20 protein-coding genes are annotated in these 21,453 nt (G+C 32.8%); 4 read left to right on the top strand and 16 right to left on the bottom strand.

The window, feature by feature from the left end; all coding sequences use genetic code 11:
- Window positions 1-64 precede the first annotated feature (64 nt).
- Together V6246_RS15930 and V6246_RS15925 are read left to right on the top strand one after the other, a co-directional pair.
- The gene (locus V6246_RS15930; protein WP_341561460.1) at window positions 65-1,018 is read left to right on the top strand and encodes an OmpH family outer membrane protein; all 954 of its coding nucleotides are present in this window, start codon (window positions 65-67) and stop codon (window positions 1,016-1,018) included.
- Window positions 1,019-1,049: 31 nt separating this feature from the next.
- Complete coding sequence (locus V6246_RS15925; protein ID WP_042499074.1) at window positions 1,050-1,556, top strand: OmpH family outer membrane protein; 507 nt, start codon at window positions 1,050-1,052, stop codon at window positions 1,554-1,556.
- Window positions 1,557-1,648: 92 nt separating this feature from the next.
- Here V6246_RS15925 and V6246_RS15920 read toward each other — a convergent pair whose 3' ends face one another.
- The 5 genes from V6246_RS15920 to V6246_RS15900 form a co-directional block, all read right to left on the bottom strand.
- Complete coding sequence (locus tag V6246_RS15920; RefSeq protein WP_341561457.1) at window positions 1,649-1,990, bottom strand: ribose-5-phosphate isomerase; 342 nt, start codon at window positions 1,988-1,990, stop codon at window positions 1,649-1,651.
- 117 nt (window positions 1,991-2,107) lie between these two features.
- Entirely contained in the window at window positions 2,108-2,497 is a 390-nt protein-coding gene (locus tag V6246_RS15915) for a heavy-metal-associated domain-containing protein (protein ID WP_042505277.1), read from the bottom strand.
- A gap of 25 nt (window positions 2,498-2,522) precedes the next feature.
- A complete protein-coding gene (locus V6246_RS15910; RefSeq protein ID WP_341561455.1) occupies window positions 2,523-4,763 on the bottom strand; it encodes a TonB-dependent receptor in 2,241 nt (746 codons plus the stop codon).
- A 36-nt stretch (window positions 4,764-4,799) separates the two neighbouring features.
- Window positions 4,800-5,513: a heavy-metal-associated domain-containing protein gene (locus V6246_RS15905; RefSeq protein WP_341561453.1), complete on the bottom strand. Its 714-nt coding sequence runs from the start codon at window positions 5,511-5,513 to the stop codon at window positions 4,800-4,802.
- Window positions 5,514-5,589: 76 nt separating this feature from the next.
- Window positions 5,590-5,991, bottom strand: coding sequence for an HYC_CC_PP family protein (locus tag V6246_RS15900; RefSeq protein ID WP_445819003.1), 402 nt, complete (start codon window positions 5,989-5,991; stop codon window positions 5,590-5,592).
- 138 nt (window positions 5,992-6,129) lie between these two features.
- On the opposite strand from V6246_RS15900, the gene rlmB reads away from it, so the two are divergent.
- A complete protein-coding gene (rlmB, locus tag V6246_RS15895; RefSeq protein WP_042505242.1) occupies window positions 6,130-6,870 on the top strand; it encodes a 23S rRNA (guanosine(2251)-2'-O)-methyltransferase RlmB in 741 nt (246 codons plus the stop codon).
- Window positions 6,871-6,891: 21 nt separating this feature from the next.
- Here rlmB and V6246_RS15890 read toward each other — a convergent pair whose 3' ends face one another.
- Entirely contained in the window at window positions 6,892-7,626 is a 735-nt protein-coding gene (locus tag V6246_RS15890; protein WP_074938956.1) for a rhomboid family intramembrane serine protease, read from the bottom strand.
- Between the two features lie 213 nt (window positions 7,627-7,839).
- On the opposite strand from V6246_RS15890, the gene V6246_RS15885 reads away from it, so the two are divergent.
- Entirely contained in the window at window positions 7,840-9,117 is a 1,278-nt protein-coding gene (locus tag V6246_RS15885) for a replication-associated recombination protein A (protein ID WP_341561448.1), read from the top strand.
- A gap of 75 nt (window positions 9,118-9,192) precedes the next feature.
- Here V6246_RS15885 and V6246_RS15880 read toward each other — a convergent pair whose 3' ends face one another.
- From V6246_RS15880 to V6246_RS15835, 10 genes are all read right to left on the bottom strand, one after another.
- Window positions 9,193-10,617: a glycosyltransferase gene (locus V6246_RS15880; protein WP_341561447.1), complete on the bottom strand. Its 1,425-nt coding sequence runs from the start codon at window positions 10,615-10,617 to the stop codon at window positions 9,193-9,195.
- Window positions 10,618-11,039: 422 nt separating this feature from the next.
- Window positions 11,040-11,882: a hypothetical protein gene (locus tag V6246_RS15875; protein WP_341561445.1), complete on the bottom strand. Its 843-nt coding sequence runs from the start codon at window positions 11,880-11,882 to the stop codon at window positions 11,040-11,042.
- Window positions 11,879-13,291, bottom strand: coding sequence for a DUF5723 family protein (locus tag V6246_RS15870; protein WP_341561443.1), 1,413 nt, complete (start codon window positions 13,289-13,291; stop codon window positions 11,879-11,881). Before V6246_RS15870 ends, V6246_RS15875 begins: the two co-directional genes overlap by 4 nt.
- Window positions 13,292-13,295: 4 nt before the next feature.
- Window positions 13,296-13,853, bottom strand: coding sequence for a hypothetical protein (locus tag V6246_RS15865; RefSeq protein WP_341561441.1), 558 nt, complete (start codon window positions 13,851-13,853; stop codon window positions 13,296-13,298).
- Window positions 13,854-13,899: 46 nt separating this feature from the next.
- The gene (locus tag V6246_RS15860; protein ID WP_341561440.1) at window positions 13,900-14,589 is read right to left on the bottom strand and encodes a YjjG family noncanonical pyrimidine nucleotidase; all 690 of its coding nucleotides are present in this window, start codon (window positions 14,587-14,589) and stop codon (window positions 13,900-13,902) included.
- The gene (locus V6246_RS15855) at window positions 14,579-15,883 is read right to left on the bottom strand and encodes a polysaccharide deacetylase family protein (protein WP_341561439.1); all 1,305 of its coding nucleotides are present in this window, start codon (window positions 15,881-15,883) and stop codon (window positions 14,579-14,581) included. Before V6246_RS15855 ends, V6246_RS15860 begins: the two co-directional genes overlap by 11 nt.
- Window positions 15,884-15,957: 74 nt before the next feature.
- Window positions 15,958-16,656 carry a RadC family protein gene (gene radC, locus V6246_RS15850; RefSeq protein ID WP_341561437.1) on the bottom strand — a complete coding sequence of 233 codons (699 nt, stop codon included), beginning with the start codon at window positions 16,654-16,656 and terminating at the stop codon, window positions 15,958-15,960.
- An 80-nt stretch (window positions 16,657-16,736) separates the two neighbouring features.
- Entirely contained in the window at window positions 16,737-18,458 is a 1,722-nt protein-coding gene (locus V6246_RS15845) for an ATP-binding protein (protein WP_341561436.1), read from the bottom strand.
- Window positions 18,452-19,576, bottom strand: a complete 1,125-nt coding sequence (locus V6246_RS15840) for an FIST signal transduction protein (protein ID WP_341561435.1) — start codon at window positions 19,574-19,576, stop codon at window positions 18,452-18,454. The genes V6246_RS15845 and V6246_RS15840 overlap by 7 nt, the downstream gene beginning before the upstream one ends.
- 325 nt (window positions 19,577-19,901) lie before the next feature.
- Complete coding sequence (locus V6246_RS15835; RefSeq protein WP_341561434.1) at window positions 19,902-21,257, bottom strand: UDP-N-acetylmuramate--L-alanine ligase; 1,356 nt, start codon at window positions 21,255-21,257, stop codon at window positions 19,902-19,904.
- Window positions 21,258-21,453: the final 196 nt, after the last annotated feature.

Genomic DNA, 21,453 nt, shown 5'->3' with positions numbered 1-21,453 from the left:
ATAAATGATAAAAATATTTAAGCAGATGAAAAACAACGTTCTTTTTTTATTGACCCTAGTTTTTATGTTAACCCTATCGGTGCATGCGCAACGTGGTGTAAGCCTAGCCTACATTGATAGTGAATATATTTTAGAAAACGTACCAGAATATCAAGAAGCTACAGCCCAATTAAATGAAAAGGCTGATAAGTGGAAAAACGAAATTCAAGCGCAATTATTAACTGTTGAACAAAAAAGAAAAGACTTAAGTAACGAGAAGGCACTTCTAACAGCAGAATTAATTAAAGAACGCGAAGAAGATATTACGTTTGAAGAAAATGAAATATTAGACTACCAACAAAAACGATTTGGACCTAATGGCGATTTGTTTATACAGAAAAGACAATTAATGCAGCCTGTTCAAGATCAAATATTTGCAGCTGTTCAAACTATTGTTGCCGCAAGAAAATATCAATTAGTACTAGATAAAGCTAATGGAGGTATGTTGTATGTCGCAAATTCTTTAGATATTAGCGACCAAGTTTTAAGAAGCATTACTAGAACATCAAAACGTACACAAGTACAATCTAAAGCAGAACGTAAAGCTGCCGAAAAAGAAGATATTGTTCCTGAGGTAAACTTAGAGCTAGAAGCCAGACAAAAAATATTAGAAGAAAAAAAGGCTGAAAGAGAAAGTGCGATTGAAACTGCAAGGCAAAAGAAGTTAGCTGCTCGAGAAGCTAAAGTAAAAGCTGCCGCAGATAAAAGACAAAAAATATTAGACGATCGTGAAAAAGCAAAACAAGAACGATCGGGAGCTGAAACAGAAACTGACGCTACAAAAGAAGAAACTGAAACGGCTTCAAAAAGTACAGCTACTAAAACAGAAGGAGAAACAAAAACAAGAGCTGAACTTATTGAAGAAAACAGATTAAAAAAATTAAAAGAACGCGAAGAACGTAAAAAAGCCTTGGAAGCGAAAAGACAAAAAATATTAGAAGATCGCCAAAAAGCAAAAGACAGCTTAAACAAAAATTAATAATTTATAACACACAAATACTATTTACAAAATGAAACACTTTAAAACACTTTTATTAGCAACTGCATTATGTATTGGAACAATTAGTTTCACTCAAGCTCAAACTAAAGTTGCACATATAAATACACAAGAATTAATTAAAGCTATGCCAGAAATGAAAACGGCACAAGCAGAATTAGAATCTTTAAGCAAAACATACCAAACGGATATGCAAGGTTCTGTTACAGAATTTCAAAATCTTCAAAAACAATACGAAGCTGAAGCTAAGAATAAAACTGATGAAGAGAACCAAAAGCGTATTTTAGAATTACAAGAAAAACAACAACGTTTACAACAATTTCAAGCAGATGCACAAAAAGATTTGCAAGCAAAAGAAATTGCATTGTTACAACCTATTACAGAAAAAGCTAAAGCAGCTATCTTAAAAGTATCAAGAGCTCAAGGTTTTGATTACGTTTTAGATTCAGGAGTTGGTGTAACTATTCTTGCTGATGGTAAAGATTTATTAAACGATGTAAAGAAAGATTTAGGTATCTAATTTCTTTTTAAAATCATACTAAAAAACCTGTGAAATTTAATTCACAGGTTTTTTTTTGTTTTAAACTATAGGTTATTTTCTAAGACTACTTTCTAATTAAACCAAACGGCATAACCTTGGCGTCGTAATTCCAAAGATAAAACACGCTCCATCTTTAAGGCATCTGCCCTACTCACTATCGGATCGATGTGATTGTATAAACTAGGACGTAAATAAGCACCGTATTTCTCTACAATATTAGCAGATAGCTTATGCCCCTTCTTGTTTCTGTAACCTGTTTTATGTTGTATAAATCGCTCTTTTGGAGTTTTACTCGTCATGCCCACATACACACATTGCAGCACGCCGTTAAATTGCGGATTAGCCGCTCTAAATTTCGCGTTTTCTGTATAAACACGTTTTGATAATTCGATAACATAAATTCTATAAGGCATCGTAATAAGATTTACTTGTTAGTAATATCCGCTTAAATTTCACTCAACTATAAAAACTAAAAAAGTCCACCCTAAATTTAAGGTGAACTTTTAAACAATTATTATAATTTTAAATATTTAATGAGCATGTTCATCATGATCATTCTCTTCTTTTTCATCTTTGTGATCATCTATAACCTCATTATCTCTGTATCGGCAACATGGATGTACTGTATTATAAGCTTCCTCTGTTGCTTTAAGATCCATCGTGTCGTGGCCAACATTTAAAACACTAGATTTAATAGAATCTAAATTTGTTTTTCTTCCATCATAAATTAATTTCAATTCATGTGTTTTCACACTCCATACTGCCGATTTAACACCCTTTGTTCTAATGGCCGCCTTTTCTATTCTAGCTTTACACATCATACAAACGCCATCTACTTCTATAGATGCTCTTTCGTTTTTACTCTGTGAAAATGATGTTGTTACCGCAAGTAACAAGGTAATAATTAATAGTTTTTTCATAATATATATTTTTAAGTTGTTAGCATTAAATAATTTTAAATCGTAATCCCATATAGTAATTAGAACCAAAAATTGGACCATAAACAAAAGTAGAATCAAAATTAGGTCCAAATGGATCATCTGCTCCCAAAATAGGATTGTTTTGCCTAACATTCGTTATATTTTCCCCACCTAAATATACTTCAAATTTAGGAGAAAACACATGTGTAATTTGCGCATTTAAAGTTCCAACGGTTGGTGAGTATTCTGGTAATTGATATTGTAAAGGGTTTGCTACTGTAGAAGAAAAACGTTGTTCACTTACCCAATTAAACGTAGTATCGAATCTCCAATGTGAATTATTCACACCTTGTTTAGCTGTTTCGTATGATGCATTTGCAAAAAATCTATTTTTAGGAACTAAAGCTTTCTCTAATTCTCCAGATTTATAATCGGTCTTCACATCATAATACTTATATGCTAAACGTAAATCAAAATGTTCAAACACATTATAATTTAACTCTGCCTGAAAGCTATTAGCAAAACTTTTTCCTTCTAAATTATAAAAATTAATTTCCTGAGGGTTTTCATAATCTACCACTACTTGGTTTTTGAAATCTGTTTTATAATAATCTAAAGTTACATCGGCTTTTCGACCAAACAAGTTAAACCCTTGAAGGTATGATAGTCCGTAATTCCATGCAATTTCTGGATCTAAACCATAAATATTTCCTCCGGAATTTAAAATATTTATACTTCTAGACGTCGCAAACATTTGCTGATTTTCAGTAAAAATATTAGCACTTCGTTTTCCGCGACCAAAAGAGGCTCGAATAGCAGATTTCTCCCATGGTGTATAACGCGCATGCACTCGTGGCGTTACAAAATTGCCTAATAAGTTATGGTGATCTACACGTAAGCCAGCAGTTACATTAAGCTTATCTAAATTATCGAAATTATATTCAAAAAAAGCACCAACAGAATGCTCTGCGCGCCCGTAGTCTGTTAAGTTTACCATCTCATCATAATCATCGTAAGTGTAACTCACACCTGTTTTTACTTTATGTCGAGAATCACTAATTATAGTATTATAAATGGCATTAGCATATAGGCTATTATGTGTAATATCATATTGATTTAACCCAAAATAAGATTCCTGAACGTGATGACTAAAAGCCGTTTGTACACCAATACTTTGGTAAGGAATTTCTGGATTTACATATCCCAATTTACTCGAAACCTCATAACGTTTCGTGTTTATTTCACTACCCCAAGCATTAGTTGTTAATTTGTCGGTTTGTGGATTAAAATCCAATTCCCCCATTTGCTTTTCATCATTTAAAACCTTCAAATTTATAAAACTCATAAAGCCATTTTCGGCATCGGTATACTGCCAACGGTTCATAACATTAATCTGGTTATAAATTGGCATATCCAAAAAGTTATCGTTATTCACGTCGTGCTTTTGATTATGCACATTACCGTGTAAGTAAAGCCCAGTACTCCATTTATCGTTCACTTTTGTGTTTATATGTGTATTGAGTTCAAAACGTCCAGCAATGTTACCAAATAGATTTACAAACAACTTATTATCGGTTGTGGGCTTAACCAATTCTGCATTAATTTGCCCAGCAATACTCTCGTAACCATTAACTACAGAACCTGCGCCTTTAGTAATTTGAATACTCTCTACCCAAGTACCAGGAATAAAACTAAGCCCGAAAGCCTGAGATGCTCCACGAATAGAAGGTATATTTTCGGTAGCTATTAAAATATACGGACTTGTAAGTCCCAGCATTTTTATTTGTCGAGTTCCAGAAACAGCATCGGCGAAATTAACATCTATAGATGGGTTGGTTTCAAAACTTTCAGATAAATTACAGCAAGCTGCCTTTAAAAGTTCATCACTACTTACAGTAAATACATTTTGTGCCTGCATATAAGATTTTGATGTCGCCTGTTTTCTTGAGGTTAATGTTACCTCATCTAAATCGCTAGTCGGGTTTAACCAATGTTTAATCGGCTTTAGAGAATTAACAGTAAGCGTATCGGTTTTAAAACCAACATAGCTTATCACCAGTTTTTTATAACTCGTTTCGTACGGCAAACTAAATTCACCATCAATATCGGTAACCGCACCAATAGAAGTATTAAGCCAATAGACGTTAGCACCTGCTAAACCTATTGGTGTATTATTATCGTTAGCTTCCAAAATAGTGCCCGTTAATTTCTCTTGAGAAAACAGCAATACCGGAAAGCATAACATGATATATATTATATTTTTCATATTTATTTTTATAAGAATTTCGAAAACAACAAAGCTTTAAGCCATCATAATTAACATGGTAATAGCCATAATAATCATGATAGTGTTTTCAATAAAAGTGGCTTTGGTCATGGGCAATTTTAAAGCCGTCCCCAAACACGCACATTGAATAGATTTTTTATCTAACAGTGTTTTTACAACACCAATTGTAGTAATGCCTAAAATTACCAAGGTTACTACTAACGCTATAGAAATTTCTATTCGCATTAAAAACATAATTCCCAAAACAACTTCAATAAATGGATACACCCAACCGTAAAGAGGTATTGCTTTAGCTAACGGATCGTACATTTTAAAACTCTCCGGAAACCCTTTTAAATCAAGCAATTTAAAAAAGCTAAACACCACATAAAACAAGCCCATAAAATCGAGCATAAAACCCGTTGCACTCCATGGTGCTACGTTTAATAATACAGCAGCAATAGAAATGTAACCAAAAATTAAAAACAATGGAAATAACTGCTGTAACTCAGATTTTTCTGGAGCCATTACATCAGGTTTATTCGGTTGGCTTTTGGTTATCGTGTATTTATTAGCTAATACTGCCTGAAAATCTTCTAAAGGAATATGCTTAGTCATTTCGATTACAGCTTCCGAATCTTCTAGAGAAACCATAGCCGTTTTAACCAATGGCATAGCATTAAGCTTATTTTCTACCGATGAGCGGCAGCCGTTGCACGTCATGCCTGCAACCTTATAAGTATGTATCATTTTTTGAAATATATTTGAGTAAAATTAGAACATGATGAGATTTACGCTTTCGCGGAAAAAACAATTATCTATTTTATCAAATAATAAACACTTGGTCTAGCACCAAAATATCGGCGACCAAATTGGGTGGAGAATAATCTTTATGAGGAACAATTTGCTGTTCTAAACCTTCAAAAAGATTAATAAATGCATATGAAAATGCTGTGACAAATTGTTGTTGAACAAAATCTAAATCGTCAAAAGATGAAAATTTAAGTTCGCGTTGGCCTGTTACAACGTTAACCTCATCTTTACAACAACTTTCTTTATGCATTACTGTTCCTGTTTTCATGCCGCAATTTTGAGCTTCAGAAAACACAGAAACATCTATTAAAACATCGCCACAAAAATGCTTTTCAATAGTAAAATATACTGTTGAAAACAATACTAAACAAGTCATTAGTACAGCAAAGCCTTTATGTAAAACTGTTTTTATCACGGTGCAAAACTACAAAAAACTAAAGTTGAAATTACTATTTTCATTTTCTTTAACATTTACATTCACTTTTTTATATTTTAAAAGAATGATTTATAAAACTCCTACTATTTAAGACGGCTTTTTTTATACCTTTGCAGCATGCAAGAACAAACACAAATTTTTGGTATTAGAGCCATTATAGAAGCTATAAATGCTGGCGAAACTATTGATAAAGTATTCCTTCAAAAAGGATTGGATGGCGAATTATTCAATGAGTTAGAATCTTTATTGAGTAAAAAATCGGTTAACAAATCTTATGTTCCTGTAGAAAAACTGAATAGATTAACCAAAGGAAATCACCAAGGAGCAGTAGCGCAAATATCTCCAATAGAGTTTCATGATATGGAAGCTTTAATTACAGAGGTTATAGAATCTGGCAAAACGCCATTATTCTTATTGCTAGATCAAATTAGTGATGTTCGTAATTTTGGAGCTATTATCCGTACTGCAGAATGTACAGGTGTTAATGGTATTATTATTCAGAAAAAAGGTGGTGCACCTGTAAATGGCGACACCATAAAAACCAGTGCTGGCGCTGTTTTTAAAATCCCTATTTGTAAAGTAGACCATATTAAAGATGCTGTATTTTACATGCAAGCATCGGATATTAAAGTAATTGCTGCTACCGAAAAAACAAACGATACTATTTACGATGTTTCTTTTGTTGAGCCTTGTGCCATTATTATGGGATCGGAAGGTAGAGGAATTAATCCATCGACTTTAAAGGTTGTAGATTCTAAAGCTAAATTACCTTTATTAGGTGAAATTGAATCTTTAAATGTTTCCGTAGCTTGTGGTGCTTTTTTATATGAAGCCGTTAGACAAAGAATGGTAAAGTAATTATTAGTTTATTTTATACTACTAATCCTTATTTTCTTTAAATATATACCTTATAGAGAGGGGCTCTAGCTCCTCCTCTATTTCGGGTTCTTCTTTGGTCTCTATAAAGTTTCCATTTTCATCGAAATGTTGTAAAAACAAATCGTTTTCTTCGTTGTAATTTTCTTGTTCCCAAGCATATTTTTTAGGCTTAGCTATTTCTTTTCTAAAGAAAAGCGCAAAGACCAAGCCCGTAATTAAACCAGACAGATGCCCTTCCCAAGATATACCTTCTTCTATCGGAAATGTATACCAAATCATGCTTCCGTATAGAAAAATAACTAAAAGCGATAATGCAATAAGTCTGTAATGTTTTGCGAAAACACCTTTAAAAAAAGTAAAACTTACTAAAACATAAATGAGTCCGCTTGCCCCAATATGGTAAGATGGTCTACCAATACACCAAGTTAAAAATCCCGAAATTAAAATCCCAAATAAAATAACGCGCCAAGCTATTGGTCTATAAAAATAAAACAGCGCCGTGGAGAGTACAAATAACGGAATGGTGTTGTGATAGATATGCTCGATATTACCGTGCAAAAACGGACTAAAAACAACACCTCTTAGTCCTTTTAAGGTTTGTGGATAAACACCATACTTACTTAAATTGTATCCAAAACGTACTTCGAACCAAAATACGAGCCAAATGGTAAGCACGAAGAACACCGGATATGCAATGACTCCTGGTGAGAATTTAAAATGTTCGTGCTGTTTCATTGTGATGAATATAACAAATAGTTATCCAACTTTATAAAATGTGCTAAATTGGCAGATTGGCCTGCGTGAGGGATTGAACGGCTTGTTTGAGCTCCCGACCTTAGGAGGAGCGAGTAGTGAAAGCCCGACCCTTTTTGGGGCACGCCCAAAATAACTAAAAATTGGATGTTGAAGTATTCTAATTTGACAAGAATTTACTTTAATTTTACATTTATGAACGCACCTTTAGCAGAACGATTACGCCCAAGAACTTTAGAAGATTACGTGAGTCAGACGCATTTAGTGGGCAAAAATGGCGCACTTACACAGCATATAAAACAAGGATTAATCCCGTCGATGTTATTTTGGGGGCCTCCAGGCACCGGAAAAACCACATTGGCAAATATTATTGCATCGGAATCTGGCCGACCTTTTTACACGCTTAGTGCTATAAATTCTGGAGTTAAAGATATTCGTGATGTTATTGATAAAGCCAAACAAAGCGGCGGATTATTTACCACCAAAAATCCTATTTTATTTATTGATGAAATACATAGGTTTAGCAAATCGCAACAGGATTCGCTGTTACAAGCCGTTGAAAAAGGTTGGATTACACTAATTGGTGCGACTACAGAAAACCCAAGTTTTGAGGTAATACCTGCACTTTTATCCCGTTGCCAAGTTTATATTTTAAATGCTTTTGATAAAGTAGATTTAGAAACGTTGCTGAAACGTGCTATTGAAAATGACGAATTTCTATCTCAAAAAAAAATCACTTTAAAGGAAACGAATGCTTTATTAAGAATTTCGGGTGGTGATGGACGTAAATTATTAAACGTTTTTGAGTTACTGGTAAATAGCTTTGGTGAGGATAAAATTATAATAACCGACGAGACCGTTTTGGAACGTGTACAAAACAATACGGCTCGTTATGATAAAACAGGCGAACAGCATTACGATATTATTTCGGCTTTTATAAAATCTATTAGAGGTAGTGACCCAAATGGTGCGGTATATTGGTTAGCACGCATGATTGAAGGCGGTGAGGATGTTAAATTTATTGCTAGACGTTTGTTAATTTCGGCATCTGAAGATATTGGAAATGCAAACCCTACAGCATTAGTTATTGCAAACAACACCTTTCAGGCAGTGAGTACTATTGGACATCCGGAATCTAGAATTATACTTAGCCAATGCGCTACTTATTTAGCGTGCTCTCCAAAAAGTAATGCTGCTTATATGGCTATTGGAAATGCGCAGCAATTGGTAAAGCAAACTGGTGATTTAGGCGTACCGATAGAGCTTAGAAATGCACCGACCAAACTTATGAAAGAGCTGGGTTATGGTGACAACTACAAATATGCACACAACTACAAAAACAATTTTGCTGAGCAAGAGTTTCTTCCTAAGGAAATTGAAAACACAAAGCTTTATGAGCCTGGAAATAATGCTCGAGAAAATGCACATCGCGACTTTTTGAAACAGCGCTGGAAGGATAAATACGGTTATTAAAAAACGGCTTTAAACAAAAAAATCCTGCCAGACTATAAAAGCCCAACAGGATTGTATATTATTAGTAAAGTTTACTTATTTCTTTTCGGCTAAGCCGCGTGTTAACCAACCACGTCTATTAGCTGTTGCTATTGCATATGGTGTAATCCAGAACAAACCAAACGTATACAAAATACTGTATGTGTAAGCCCAAAAACCTTGAGAGGTTTTATATTGTTTAGTGAAAAACAATAATGAAAACGTTGATAGAATTAAAATACTAACTAGTGTAGATCCTAAAAATAATAAAGGGTGTACTAGTACAAAAAACAGCATAAAGATTAATAACGGGTAACTCATTAACAGTTTCGAGAACTGACTAATAAATAATAATCTTGTACCAAATTTTGGCCCTTCTCTAAAATCCGTAAACACATATTTAGCCATCGCTAAATTTTCGCGCACGTTACTACGTCCCCAACGAATAAACATTTTATATAATCCTAAATACTCTTCTGGTACATTGGTGTAAGCCACTGCATATTTTTGAAACAATACGTGTTTGCCTTGTTTTAAAATCATGTTAGTCATGGCGCGATCTTCACCAATATCCGATGGTTGCCCCATAAACTGTTGGTTAATCCATTCTGGTAAACATTTAAAAACTGCTGTAGCTCTGTAAGCCGCTAATGCGCCTGGCGTGCATAATACAGATTTTAAATTACTTTCCGCAGAACGAACAAATTCGAAACTTAACACGAAGCTTACATCTAGCATTTTTGGTAATATGGCTTTTTTGTTATTTAAAACCCTAATATTACCAGCAACTGCACCACAGTTTTCATCTTCTAAAAATGGACTAACTAAGTTTCTAAGTGTATTTTCTGTTACAATAGAGTCACTATCAACGGTTACAAATATTTCTCCTGTTCCTAAATGGAAACCACGGTATAATGCATGACGTTTCCCTTTATTTTTTGGTTGTTTACAGATTTCTAAACGATCGCCAAGTTTCTTCTTAGCTTCCTGCATCCAACTCCAAGTATCGTCTAAGCTGCCATCATCTATAGCTAAAAGCTGCATTTTCCCTTCTGGATAATCACTTTTAGCCAAACTCATTAACGTATCCCAAACTTGTTTACCTTCATTATAAGCTGGTACAATTACTGTAACCGTAGGCAGTTCATAATCTACAACAGATTCAACTGGTTTATATTTTAAATAATTATAACCGGTATAGATAAAAAATAAAGCTCTATAAAAAAATAATGCCGTTGCCGTAAAAACAAAAGTAACACCTAACGTAGAACCCATATTTACTAAGTTAAACTCTTCGAAATCGCTATGAAAAACAGAAAAAAACCAAACGCCTAAAAGTAACGTTAAAAACGTACTTGCTAATACAATTCGGTTTTGAGGGCTTCCTGTTTTTCCGTTACTATGGAAAAGGTTATTTAACTTACTGGTAAGTGATTTATTTGGTGTATTAATTAAAGTATTTGTGTCTGTTTTAAATTCCATATAATAATTTGATATTAGATTGAAGTAATATCGGATTTACGCTACAAACAAAAGTTTAGACGTTTAAGAACTTATATTTAAGAAAAATTTAAGTTTCTGTATGAAATTTAACATTACAAAAACAAGGCTTTTAATCTTGGAGTTTTGCTGAAACCTCAAGATACCCCATAAAGATTATAGGAAGAATTAACCTAGTAGATACTGGTCTACCTCTAACTTTATAAGGTATCATGGTTGGGGATTTTTTGAATATTTTTTTGATGTTTTAGTAATTTCCTTGTTACCAAAATTTGATTCTAATTTTAAAATTAAAAGATATTACTAAATAAAAAAAGAGCAATAATATTTTATAAAATATTATTGCTCTTTTTTATTTCACCGGTTAATACTTAACAGGTCTTAAAAATAAATACACTAGATTTTTAAAACTTAATATTTAAAACTTCTAGTTTTAAAGTGCCATTTTCATGGTGCTCAATAAACCATTTATTATCTTTCTTGAATATGATAGCCGATTTGTTTTCAACTAAAAAAACATCGCTTAATTGTGTATTATGCATACGGTAAAGTACTTTTGGAGAACTATCTACTAACTGAAATCCATTTTTAATAGCTTGCGCATATAATACACCTGTATTAACCGGTTCCGTTATAACCGCTTGTTCTGTTATAGTTACTGAATTATTTACAGGAGCAATACGCTCTTCTACAACCTCAACAGCTTTTTCTTCTTTAAGCGATTTAATTTCTTCCTTTAATTTCTCTATTTCACTAGATGTATTTGATGTTGCTGCAACCTCTGGAGCCGAAGCTACTACACTGCCAGCTTTAGGCTCGTACTTATACCCTAAATTCTCAAAAGAAGCAAAAGCAGCACGCGTAGCTTCCACGTAAGATTTTTGATATTCTTTTTCACGACTCTCGCCAATTCCAGATGTGTAAATTAATCTATCATTACAATCTGTAAGTTCTACTTTTAGCTTGGTTTTAAACATGCCTGGTTCTTTTAGAACATCGGCATCTAGAGCTAAGCATCTATTTCTCGATAAATCTTCTGGGTATGATTCACCTTCAATTAAGGCGATAAACCCATATTTATTCAGTAAAAATTTTGATAAATCATTCAATTGATATTGATTAGCCGATTTTAAAAAATCGAACTTTTTGGAAACGATAACGTATTTGTAATTGTTTAATTCAGTTTGAGAGAATGCACTTGCCATAAATAAACAAGCAAAAATTGTAGTTAAAAATCTAGTTTTCATTTCTTATTAAATATATAATTAAATCCTAATTGTAAAGATACACTTTGCGCATCATATACATTTTTATATTGCAATAAATTATCGGCCATAACATAAAAGTTGGCACCCCAAATATGAGCAGACATACCAAGTCCTAAATTATTAAAAGAATATGAATCTATGGTATATGCCGCTTTTAAACGCAAACCATTAAACACACGCCTGTAATAATAAGCCGTTAACGCCATTTGAGGTCGTTTTGGCCTACTAACACCATATAACTGTAACCCAACTGCATTTAGGTAGTCGCTATCGTCTACGGCGCAATTACAATCTTGACTTTGTTTTTTTCCAAAGGCATAATTAAGCGACGCGTTAAACTTTGCAGGTCTCCATTTGGTATATTTTGTAGCTGTAGTATCTACGGTAAAAATATCTTCAAAATCTTCTTCAATCTCACTCCAATAATCATCAGCAGTTTGCCCGTCATCGGCAGGAGAAAAAAGCGGATTTACGCCGTTGTATGTATACTGACCATTAATAGCATAATTTTCCACATCTTTTGTATGGCTAATAAAACCAACATCTAGCAAACTAGCATCGAAACTCCATTGGTCGGTTAATTGATAAGTAAAACCAAAATCGACTCCCAGACCTAAATTACCTCCAAATAGAACGCGTTTCTTTAAGACATCTACATCGTTCGATACATCTGAATTTTCATCATCAATTAAACTAGCAATACCAGAAGTTTGAAGCGCTAAATCTAAATCAAAAATATGGTCGTAAACATTATTTTCTCCAGGGACTGTAACAAAGCTTCCTTTGTTTTTAGTTGAACTTACGTTGGCTATACTCGAATAAATTTTTCCTCTAACACCATAGGTAAATTTATCATCAACCTTTTTATTATATCCAACATGAAGTACTGAAACCACATCTGCAGCCACACTTAAATCACTAGCATCAAACACTCTATTAATATTACTTTGATTTCCTTCTAATGCTAAAACAGCGAAATCTTTTGGAAAGTACAGCAGAAAATCTAATTCTTGATACATTCCAAAACTGATGTATTCATTTTTATTAAAACTACTACCGAAAGCGAAACCCCCAGAAAAAATTTCTAATTGCTGATTAAAACCATAAAAATCGGTAGGTTCCATACTATCTACAGCATTTCTAAGCTTAATATTAAAATCGACATCATTATCAGCAAAAACATCGTAAACTGTACTTCCAGAAACACCAACATTAACATGAAAATGCGATAACAACGGAATACCTACATACCAATCGTTTTTTACTTTGCCACCCGGATTTTGCATTAATGATTGCGGAATCTCAGAAAACCCGTAAAGCAATTGCTTGTTTTGAGAAAACGAAAACAAACACAATTGTAATGTAAACACTAAAAATAGTTTCCGCATACCTCTATTTATTTAAATTGATGTAAAATGCAGCATACGATTTGTATTGAATTCTACCTACCGTATCCTCATCTAGAGGAGCACCAGGTAAAAGACGCATTGTAAAAACTATAGTTACTGTGCGTTTTAATGCGGAAAGTGAATTCCCCTCAAAAACTTCGGTATAAGTTGTTGTAGTATCGGTATTATCAGGAGCTGCATCTTCCCTTACAGTAAGGCTGTGTTGTAAATTACCAGCTTGATCTAAAAAATCTACTTGCAGCTCAAAAGTTCTATTGATTGTGTTTTGAGTTTCGAAAACAAACTCAGCTTTTTCAACATTATCGACAACAAATTCATCGTTAAAAAAAGCAACAGAAATAAAATCTTGAATACTTAAAATTGTACTACCATTATCAACAAAACGACTTGCAGGTTCATCAAAATAAACAAGACTGGCTTCCAAATCAGGTGTTAATACAATATCGTCTGCCTGATCAAAATCTATAGCTTCTGTGCAAGATATTGCCATAAACCCAATGCTGAATAGTAAACTTATTTTAAATTTTATACTTTTTATCATATCAGTTTACAAACGAATTTAAAACACTAGTTAGTATATAGTGTTCTTATAAATAATGCCTTAAGCTTAACAGATTATCTATTTGCTTTGTGTCATCATTTAAAGTTATATTATTTACATCGAAGAAAATAACATCCATACCTATGTTTTTTGCTCCAAGAATATCAGCTTCAAAGCTATCACCAATCATGATACTTGTTTCAGCTTTTGTGTTGGCCAAATCTAAGGCGTAGTTAAAAATTTTAGGGTTTGGTTTTTTAACACCAACCATTTCCGAATTTGTAACGGTATTAAAATAATGTAAAATATTCGATTTTGCCATTTTTTTATGCTGAACTTCATCAAAACCATTGGTTATTATATGTAAACTATAGTTTTCATTTAAGTAATCAAGAATTTCGAAAGTATTATCAAACAAATGGTTAAAGCTAGATAGATGTTCAATATAATCATCGGACAGCTTATCAATCACCTCACGGCCAACCTCAACTTCTAAGGCTAAAAAAGCATCATTTAATCTACCAAAACGCAAGGTTTCTTTAGATACTTTATCTTCTCGATACAACTTCCAATAATTTAAATTTATAGGAAGGTATATGTCTAAGAATTTATTTATTTCAACTTCTATTTTATTTATTTCGAATATTTTTTCGAACGTTAATGCCGAGTTTTTATCGAAATCCCAAAGTGTATGGTCTAAATCGAAAAAGACATCGGTTATATTTTTAATTTTCATTATTTCCTGATTCTAAGATAATATTAAACAAGTCTTTAAAGCCTGACCACCTATCGCTATAACTTAATGTATAGTTATGAAAAACGGAGACAAACTGGCCGTTAACTTGTTTTACTTCATTTATAATATTGTTTAAAACACGCTTTTTATCTAATAGCGATTTATGCTTTAGTAAAGCGAAGTCCATAACATGATACGGACAAATTTTAAGTGGTGTTTGTATTTCGTAATCTAAATCGTAAAACAAAAATGGTGTGCACGAACCGGCTCTAAAACCAATTTCGTTTACATAACCCATTGTATAATCTTCCTTTATGTTTAACTCTATTAAATTTCTGTAAGTTTCTGGTAAGTTCAATTTTGAAAACGATTGGCGAGAAGCTCTCAAGGGCTTATTAATAATGTCTTCAATTTTTGTTTTTTCTTTCTTTAAAATATCAGCATCATCAATAGCAAAATATGATATTTTTAAGCCCACATTACTATAATCGCCAACATGTTTTATAAGCGATATAAACGATTTATTATTCACATTCGCTCCTTTATCGTAAGTAGAATATTCACCTAATAAAAAGAAAAAACTGAATCTAAATTTAGATTGTTTTTGCTTATTGATAACATACTTAAAAGTATCGTGAGGATCGTGACTAAAGTGCATGAGTACCATAAATCGTGTATAGAGACTTTTAAATTTAAACTTAAAAACATCTTTTAATGTACCACCAATGGTGCGAATAATACCACTTAATTTGTAACGATACGGATTTGGCACATCTATAATAGGTTTTATACTGTATGTCTTTGTTGGAAACTCAAAATCGGGAAATTGTTTTTGTAAAGCTTCCTTAAATTTATAAGCCCAAATATCTACTACGGGTTGGTTTAAAAATTTATGCTTATAAGCAATACTTTCTGATGCAGTGAACCTACCAAACTCATCTTTTACATGAGGTAAATACTCCTCGTATCGCGACAATAAATAAAAAGATGCAGCAAAAATATCAAAAGGAATAAAGCTTTTGTCTCCGTTAAAAAAAAAGCATTTGCTATGGCCCCAATCCATGACATTAATTTCAATATCATTTAAACCTTGTTCGAATAGTAACTCGTTACTTTTTACAAAAAACTCATTTCCTAACGCTTGTTTGGTATACGACATTTTTATACTATCGTGGGCAATAAATTTTTCAACCTTTGTAGTAAATGTAACATCTATGCCTAATACACGCGTGCAAATATGCTTAAAAACATAATTTAATCGTGGTGATATTTTATGAGTATATACTAATAACATAACTTTTTTTGAGTCCTATATATTTAAAATCGGTTCTAATTTTTGGTGTTTCATAGTGTTTTAAATATGAAACCTTACAACACGTTTTCGTCTGCAAAACTAAAGTATGCTTTTTCAGTAATAATTAGGTGGTCTAGCACTTTTATATCTAAACTTTGTGCGGCCGTTTTTAATTTTTGAGTGATATTTTTATCGGCTTCACTAGGTTTCAAAGTTCCGGATGGATGATTGTGAGCCAAGATAAGCCCAAGAGCTCCAACTTCTAACGCGTTTTTTAGAACTAACCTAACATCTACTAATGTTCCTGTAATGCCGCCTTTGCTTAATTGATTTTTATGGATTACTTTATTAGAATTATTTAAATATATAATCCAAAACTCTTCATGTTCGAGCTCACCAATTATAGGTTGCATAAGTTCGAATACCGATTTACTTGAAGTTATTTTCTTTTTTTGAAGCGCCTCTTCTCCACGACGGCGCCGACCTAACTCTAAAGCAGCGATTATACTTATGGCTTTAGCTTCACCTATACCTTTAAATTCCGTAAGTTGTTTGATAGACATTTTACCTAAAGCACTCAAATTATTCTCTGTACTCGATAAAATTCGTTTACATAAAGCAACGGCACTTTCTTCTCGATTACCAGAACCAATTAAAATAGCAACAAGTTCAGCATCGCTTAAAGCGGCTTTACCTTTGTATAATAATTTCTCACGAGGTTGATCGTCCTGACTCCAATTTTTAATAGAAAATGCTCCTTGTTTATCCGCCATTCGATAAATCTACATATTTTTTTAATATTTTCTTTTTGGAATTTCAAAAAAACGATGATAATCAAACGATTAAAGATTTACTACGAATGACTATAGACTTCTAAAAGCGCATATAATTTGTTTGGTTCAAAGGGCTTCCCCATAAAACCATTCATTTTATGTAATTCTGTTTTTTCTTTTACATCGGTTTGTGCCAATGCCGTTAGAGCCACAATAGGAATATTTGCTTTTTTTGGATCGGCTAACTTTCTAATACCTTTTGTTGCCTCATAACCATTAACAATAGGCATTTGAAGATCCATTAAAACCAAATCGAATTCACAGGTTTCTTTTTCAAACTCTTTTAAAACCTCAGCACCATTTTCAACAACAGTGTAAGTAACATCCCAATTAGCAAAAAACTTCTTTAAAATAAGAACATTCATTTTATTATCTTCTGCAACCAAAACATTAATATCTAATGGTTTATAAATTGATTTTAAATTTGATGTTTTACTATTTAATACGTGTTTAATAGGGTTTATTTTGAAATCTATATTGAAGAAAAACGTAGATCCTTCACCTAATTTACTACTAACTTCTAAATCACTATTTTTAAACCTTAGCAACCTTCTACAAATAGAAAGTCCCAAACCAGTGCCTCCATATTTTATTGCTGTTTCCGAGCTTGCTTGTACAAAACTTTCAAAAATAGTTTCTTGTCTACTTTCCGTTATGCCTATACCCGTATCGATTACTTTAAACCCAAGCGTTACTTTATCGTTAAGTATTCCTCGATTTTTCACGCTAAGTGTAATGCTCCCTTTTTCGGTAAACTTAAACGAGTTACTTAGTAGATTTTGTACTATTTGACTCAGCACCAATTTATCTCCAATGATATCCTCGGGCAAGTCATTCTCTTCAACTAATTTAAATCGAACATCTTTTTTAACGGCCTGCATAGAAAATTGATCTCTTATATGATCTAAAAAAGAAACTAAACTAAATTCCTTTTCAATAACATCGACCTTGCCCGATTTAATTTTATTAAAATCTAACAAATCGTTTATTAACCCAAGCAAATGCTCGCTAGAATATTTTAAAGCCTTTAGTGTATCTACCTGTTCTGGCAAATAATCTTCCATGAGTAGAATATTAGACAAACCAGTAACGGCGTTTAATGGCGTTCTAATTTCGTGAGACATCGTAGATAGAAATTCATCTTTAGAAATGCTTGCCTTATGTAATGCTATTTCTATTTCCTTAAAGTTGGTAATATCGGTTATGGTACCAATAAAACCATAGGCTTCATTATCTGTATTTTTAAAAAGTTGAGCTTTCAACTCGAACCACATTACCTTATCATTCTTTATTAACTTAAATACAAATACGGTTTTCTTCTTATTAAAAAAATTGTAGCGTTTTTTGTTTTCTTCTACATTTTTCTTCGGAATAAACTCTTTATAATTCCGTCCTAAAGTCTTTTTTACAGAACACCCCATATATTTTTCCCAAGCCCGATTTAGATAGGTAAAATTCCCTTCGAGATCGGTTTCAAAAATAATATCGCCAATATGGCTAACTATATGTTCTAATTTCGATTTTGTTTTATTATGATCTTTTGTTAACTCTTCGTTTAGAGCAAAAAGCTCCTTAGAACTTAACTCAAGAACATTTTCTAAATGATAAACATCTTTATCAAAACTATTGTAGGCTTCGTTTACCGTTTTTATAAAACTAGCTAGCTCAGGGCTATCTGTTTCACTTAAACCGGCTTTTAAAAGCTGTCTTTTTAATAATCTATGATAGTCGTTTTTCAACATTCTGAAAGTGTTGTAATGGTCATTGTTTGGTGATGTAACTCACATAAAGACTCGTTTAAAGGTGCTATTTCTCCATAAGAATAAAACCCTGTTATTTTTGAAGTATCTCCAATGACGTTACGCACGGCATCAATCTCTTCTTCTGCTAACTGTTTTAAAACCAAACGGCGCCCAACACAACTAATTAAAACCACTAATTCTATTGTTTCTTTTAATCCTTGAGTTACAGAAATTGCAGATTCTTCCGCACCTGTAATCAATTTATCCACATTACCTTTCATCAAGCGCAAATAACTTCCCTCCGGAATATTAGCGCCAAAAATTAAGCTTTGGTCGGCTTCATTTATACCCGAAAGTCCTCGAACCACAGCTTTCGCTTTTTTACTCGTTCTAATACTTACAGGAAACAAAAGCCCTGAACTTGGTAGCTTTTCGGCATCTTTACCTAATAACTCTTTATATAGTTTTAATACCGGTTTCCCATCGAGCTCGTATAATATATTTTTTTTAGACTTTGTAACCAATCGCTCAATACCAAAACCATCCCAACCTCCTTTAGAACTATAATTAACACTCAAGTAATCGCCATAAAAACCTAAGCCTAAAACTGTTTTTTCTAGCACTTGGTTATTTTTAATTACAAAGGTTTTTTCAAAATCTTCGCCATCTGCCGCTAAACCGCCAGTAACACTAATATGTGGTAAAGTAGATTTTAAACCCGAAACTAAATCGGCTCCGTTAATATTTAAGCCATCGCTTAAAACCATAACATGTTTTAAATCTTCTTTTTGTAACATGCGACCTATACGCTCTCCTGCTTTACCACTATCAACTTCTGAATCTAATTTTACAGAAACTAGTTTTAAGCTTGTTTTATCGAACTGAATAACTGTTAACGAAATAGATTTATCTCTAACAGTAACATTTGAAATTTCTCCAGCTGTAGAGCAACCAAATACTAAAGCATCAGGATATTTTAAATGTATTGCCGATAAAACCTCATCTATAATTTCGAAATTTGGCGAAACAAAAAGCATAATTAAAGTGGGTTCAATAGCTATTGAAGCCAAGCCTTGATTCCAGTTTTTTTCGTTTAAAGAAATTTGATTAACCTTCATATAAAATATTATAGCTCGTGTATAAAAAAAACAAAAGCCTTCTTGTTTTGAGAAAAGATAGGCATTAAATTAAAGCGATTTTTTTTAATACGAAACTTTTTCAATACAATTATTTACCGAAATACTTAAAAAGTACAAAAATGATTATTTAATCGAGATTTTCTAAAAAAAAGAAAAACCATAACTATCCGTTAGAGATTTATGCCATCCAATTACTCTTTACAAAAACCGATTACTAAGTATTAGTATATAAAAAAACACTGCCCATTTATAAGTAAAATGGGCAGTGTTTTCTCTGTATTGAAATCTATATTATAATTACAACTTACTTTATTAAAGCTTTTACATCTTCAAAATCTAAGCCTCCATAATTACCAGAACTCATTAGCAACAAAGCTTTATTCTCTAAATTTTGTTTGAATAAAAAGTCTTTAAAATCGTCTGGGTTTGTGTAAATAATTAAATCGTCGCGTTCAAAAGCTGTAGCTATTTGCTCGTGCGTTACTGCTGCAAGTTTTTTAATCTCTACGGCATGCGGTGAGTAAAACACTACAGCAACATCGGCAGCATCTAGAGCGCCTTTATATTCCTTTAAAAACTCAGCGTTTAAACTACTATAAGTATGTAACTCCAAACAAGCAACCACAGTACGGTTAGCATATTGCTCTTTTACCGCATTTGTAGTAGCCTCTACTTTACTTGGCGAATGTGCAAAATCTTTAAAAGCAACACTGTTTTTGCTTTCTGCTATTTTTTCTAGACGTTTACTCGCTCCTTTAAAAGTAGCAATGGCCTCATAGAAATCATCTTCATCAATACCCATGTGTTGGCATATCCATTTTGCTCCAGCCAAATTATTAAGGTTGTGTTTACCAAAAACTTCAATTGGCAATGGTCCTTCTGGTGTTTCTAAAAAAGTCTCACCATTTTCTACTTTATATTCTGGTGTTTGGTAAGCTATTTTTCTAATGGTATTATTGCTTGCTTCCACCACACGTTTTACTTCAGGATCTTCTTCATTATAATTAATACTTCCTCCATTAACAATAGAATCTACAAATATGCTGAATTGCTCTACATAGTTCTCATAGGTAGGAAACACATTAATATGGTCCCAAGCAATACCGCTTAACAATGCGATATTTGGTTTATATAAATGAAATTTTGGTCGTCTATCTATTGGAGAACTTAAATACTCATCGCCTTCTAAAACTATAAAATCATTGTCTTCCGTAAGTTTCACCATCACATCAAAACCTTCCAGTTGTGCGCCAACCATATAATCTACATCACGATCATGATAATGCATTACGTGTAAAATCATAGACGTAATTGTAGTTTTACCATGGCTACCACCAATAACTACACGAGTTTTATGTTTAGATTGCTCATACAAAAACTCTGGATAACTATAAATTTTTAAGCCTAACGCTTGTGCTTTTAGCAACTCTGGGTTATCAGCTTTAGCGTGCATCCCTAATACAATAGCATCTAACTGTTCGGATATTTTCTCAGGAAACCAACCAAATGTTTCTGGAAGTAAACCTTTGGCATCTAATCTAGATTTTGAAGGTTCGAAAATAGTATCGTCGCTACCCGTTACTTGATATCCTTTATTATGAAGCGCTAAGGCTAAATTGTGCATGGCCGAGCCGCCAATGGCTATAAAATGTACGTTCATGTGCTGATTTTGAATGTTTCAAAGATACTTTTTTGAGATGAATTGCTGAAACGTTGCTTCGGAAAATTGTTTGATTTTTTATATGAAACGTTTCATATAAAAATGAGCTTCAAATTAAATCAGTTTATTGAGAATATAACTTGCTTTCAGCCTTCATCTGAAAGCTATAAAATCATTCTTCCGAAGATAAAAAAAC

The organism is Algibacter sp. TI.3.09 (assembly GCF_038154905.1).
In the GTDB taxonomy this organism is placed as follows: Bacteria; Bacteroidota; Bacteroidia; order Flavobacteriales; family Flavobacteriaceae; genus Algibacter.
This window is presented reverse-complemented; position numbering and strand designations above follow the sequence as displayed.

Bases quoted from the DNA above. Each gene is read 5' to 3' on its own strand.
- V6246_RS15835 (WP_341561434.1), bottom strand. From the start codon at position 21,257: ATGAACGTACATTTTATAGCCATTGGCGGCTCGGCCATGCACAATTTA.
- V6246_RS15840 (WP_341561435.1), bottom strand. From the start codon at position 19,576: ATGAAGGTTAATCAAATTTCTTTAAACGAAAAAAACTGGAATCAAGGC.
- V6246_RS15890 (WP_074938956.1), bottom strand. From the start codon at position 7,626: ATGAAACAGCACGAACATTTTAAATTCTCACCAGGAGTCATTGCATAT.
- V6246_RS15845 (WP_341561436.1), bottom strand. From the start codon at position 18,458: ATGTTGAAAAACGACTATCATAGATTATTAAAAAGACAGCTTTTAAAA.
- V6246_RS15875 (WP_341561445.1), bottom strand. From the start codon at position 11,882: ATGAAAACTAGATTTTTAACTACAATTTTTGCTTGTTTATTTATGGCA.
- V6246_RS15870 (WP_341561443.1), bottom strand. From the start codon at position 13,291: ATGCGGAAACTATTTTTAGTGTTTACATTACAATTGTGTTTGTTTTCG.
- rlmB (WP_042505242.1), top strand. From the start codon at position 6,130: ATGCAAGAACAAACACAAATTTTTGGTATTAGAGCCATTATAGAAGCT.
- radC (WP_341561437.1), bottom strand. From the start codon at position 16,656: ATGGCGGATAAACAAGGAGCATTTTCTATTAAAAATTGGAGTCAGGAC.
- V6246_RS15930 (WP_341561460.1), top strand. From the start codon at position 65: ATGTTAACCCTATCGGTGCATGCGCAACGTGGTGTAAGCCTAGCCTAC.
- V6246_RS15915 (WP_042505277.1), bottom strand. From the start codon at position 2,497: ATGAAAAAACTATTAATTATTACCTTGTTACTTGCGGTAACAACATCA.
- V6246_RS15925 (WP_042499074.1), top strand. From the start codon at position 1,050: ATGAAACACTTTAAAACACTTTTATTAGCAACTGCATTATGTATTGGA.
- V6246_RS15905 (WP_341561453.1), bottom strand. From the start codon at position 5,513: ATGATACATACTTATAAGGTTGCAGGCATGACGTGCAACGGCTGCCGC.
- V6246_RS15860 (WP_341561440.1), bottom strand. From the start codon at position 14,589: ATGAAAATTAAAAATATAACCGATGTCTTTTTCGATTTAGACCATACA.
- V6246_RS15910 (WP_341561455.1), bottom strand. From the start codon at position 4,763: ATGAAAAATATAATATATATCATGTTATGCTTTCCGGTATTGCTGTTT.
- V6246_RS15855 (WP_341561439.1), bottom strand. From the start codon at position 15,883: ATGTTATTAGTATATACTCATAAAATATCACCACGATTAAATTATGTT.
- V6246_RS15920 (WP_341561457.1), bottom strand. From the start codon at position 1,990: ATGCCTTATAGAATTTATGTTATCGAATTATCAAAACGTGTTTATACA.
- V6246_RS15865 (WP_341561441.1), bottom strand. From the start codon at position 13,853: ATGATAAAAAGTATAAAATTTAAAATAAGTTTACTATTCAGCATTGGG.
- V6246_RS15885 (WP_341561448.1), top strand. From the start codon at position 7,840: ATGAACGCACCTTTAGCAGAACGATTACGCCCAAGAACTTTAGAAGAT.
- V6246_RS15880 (WP_341561447.1), bottom strand. From the start codon at position 10,617: ATGGAATTTAAAACAGACACAAATACTTTAATTAATACACCAAATAAA.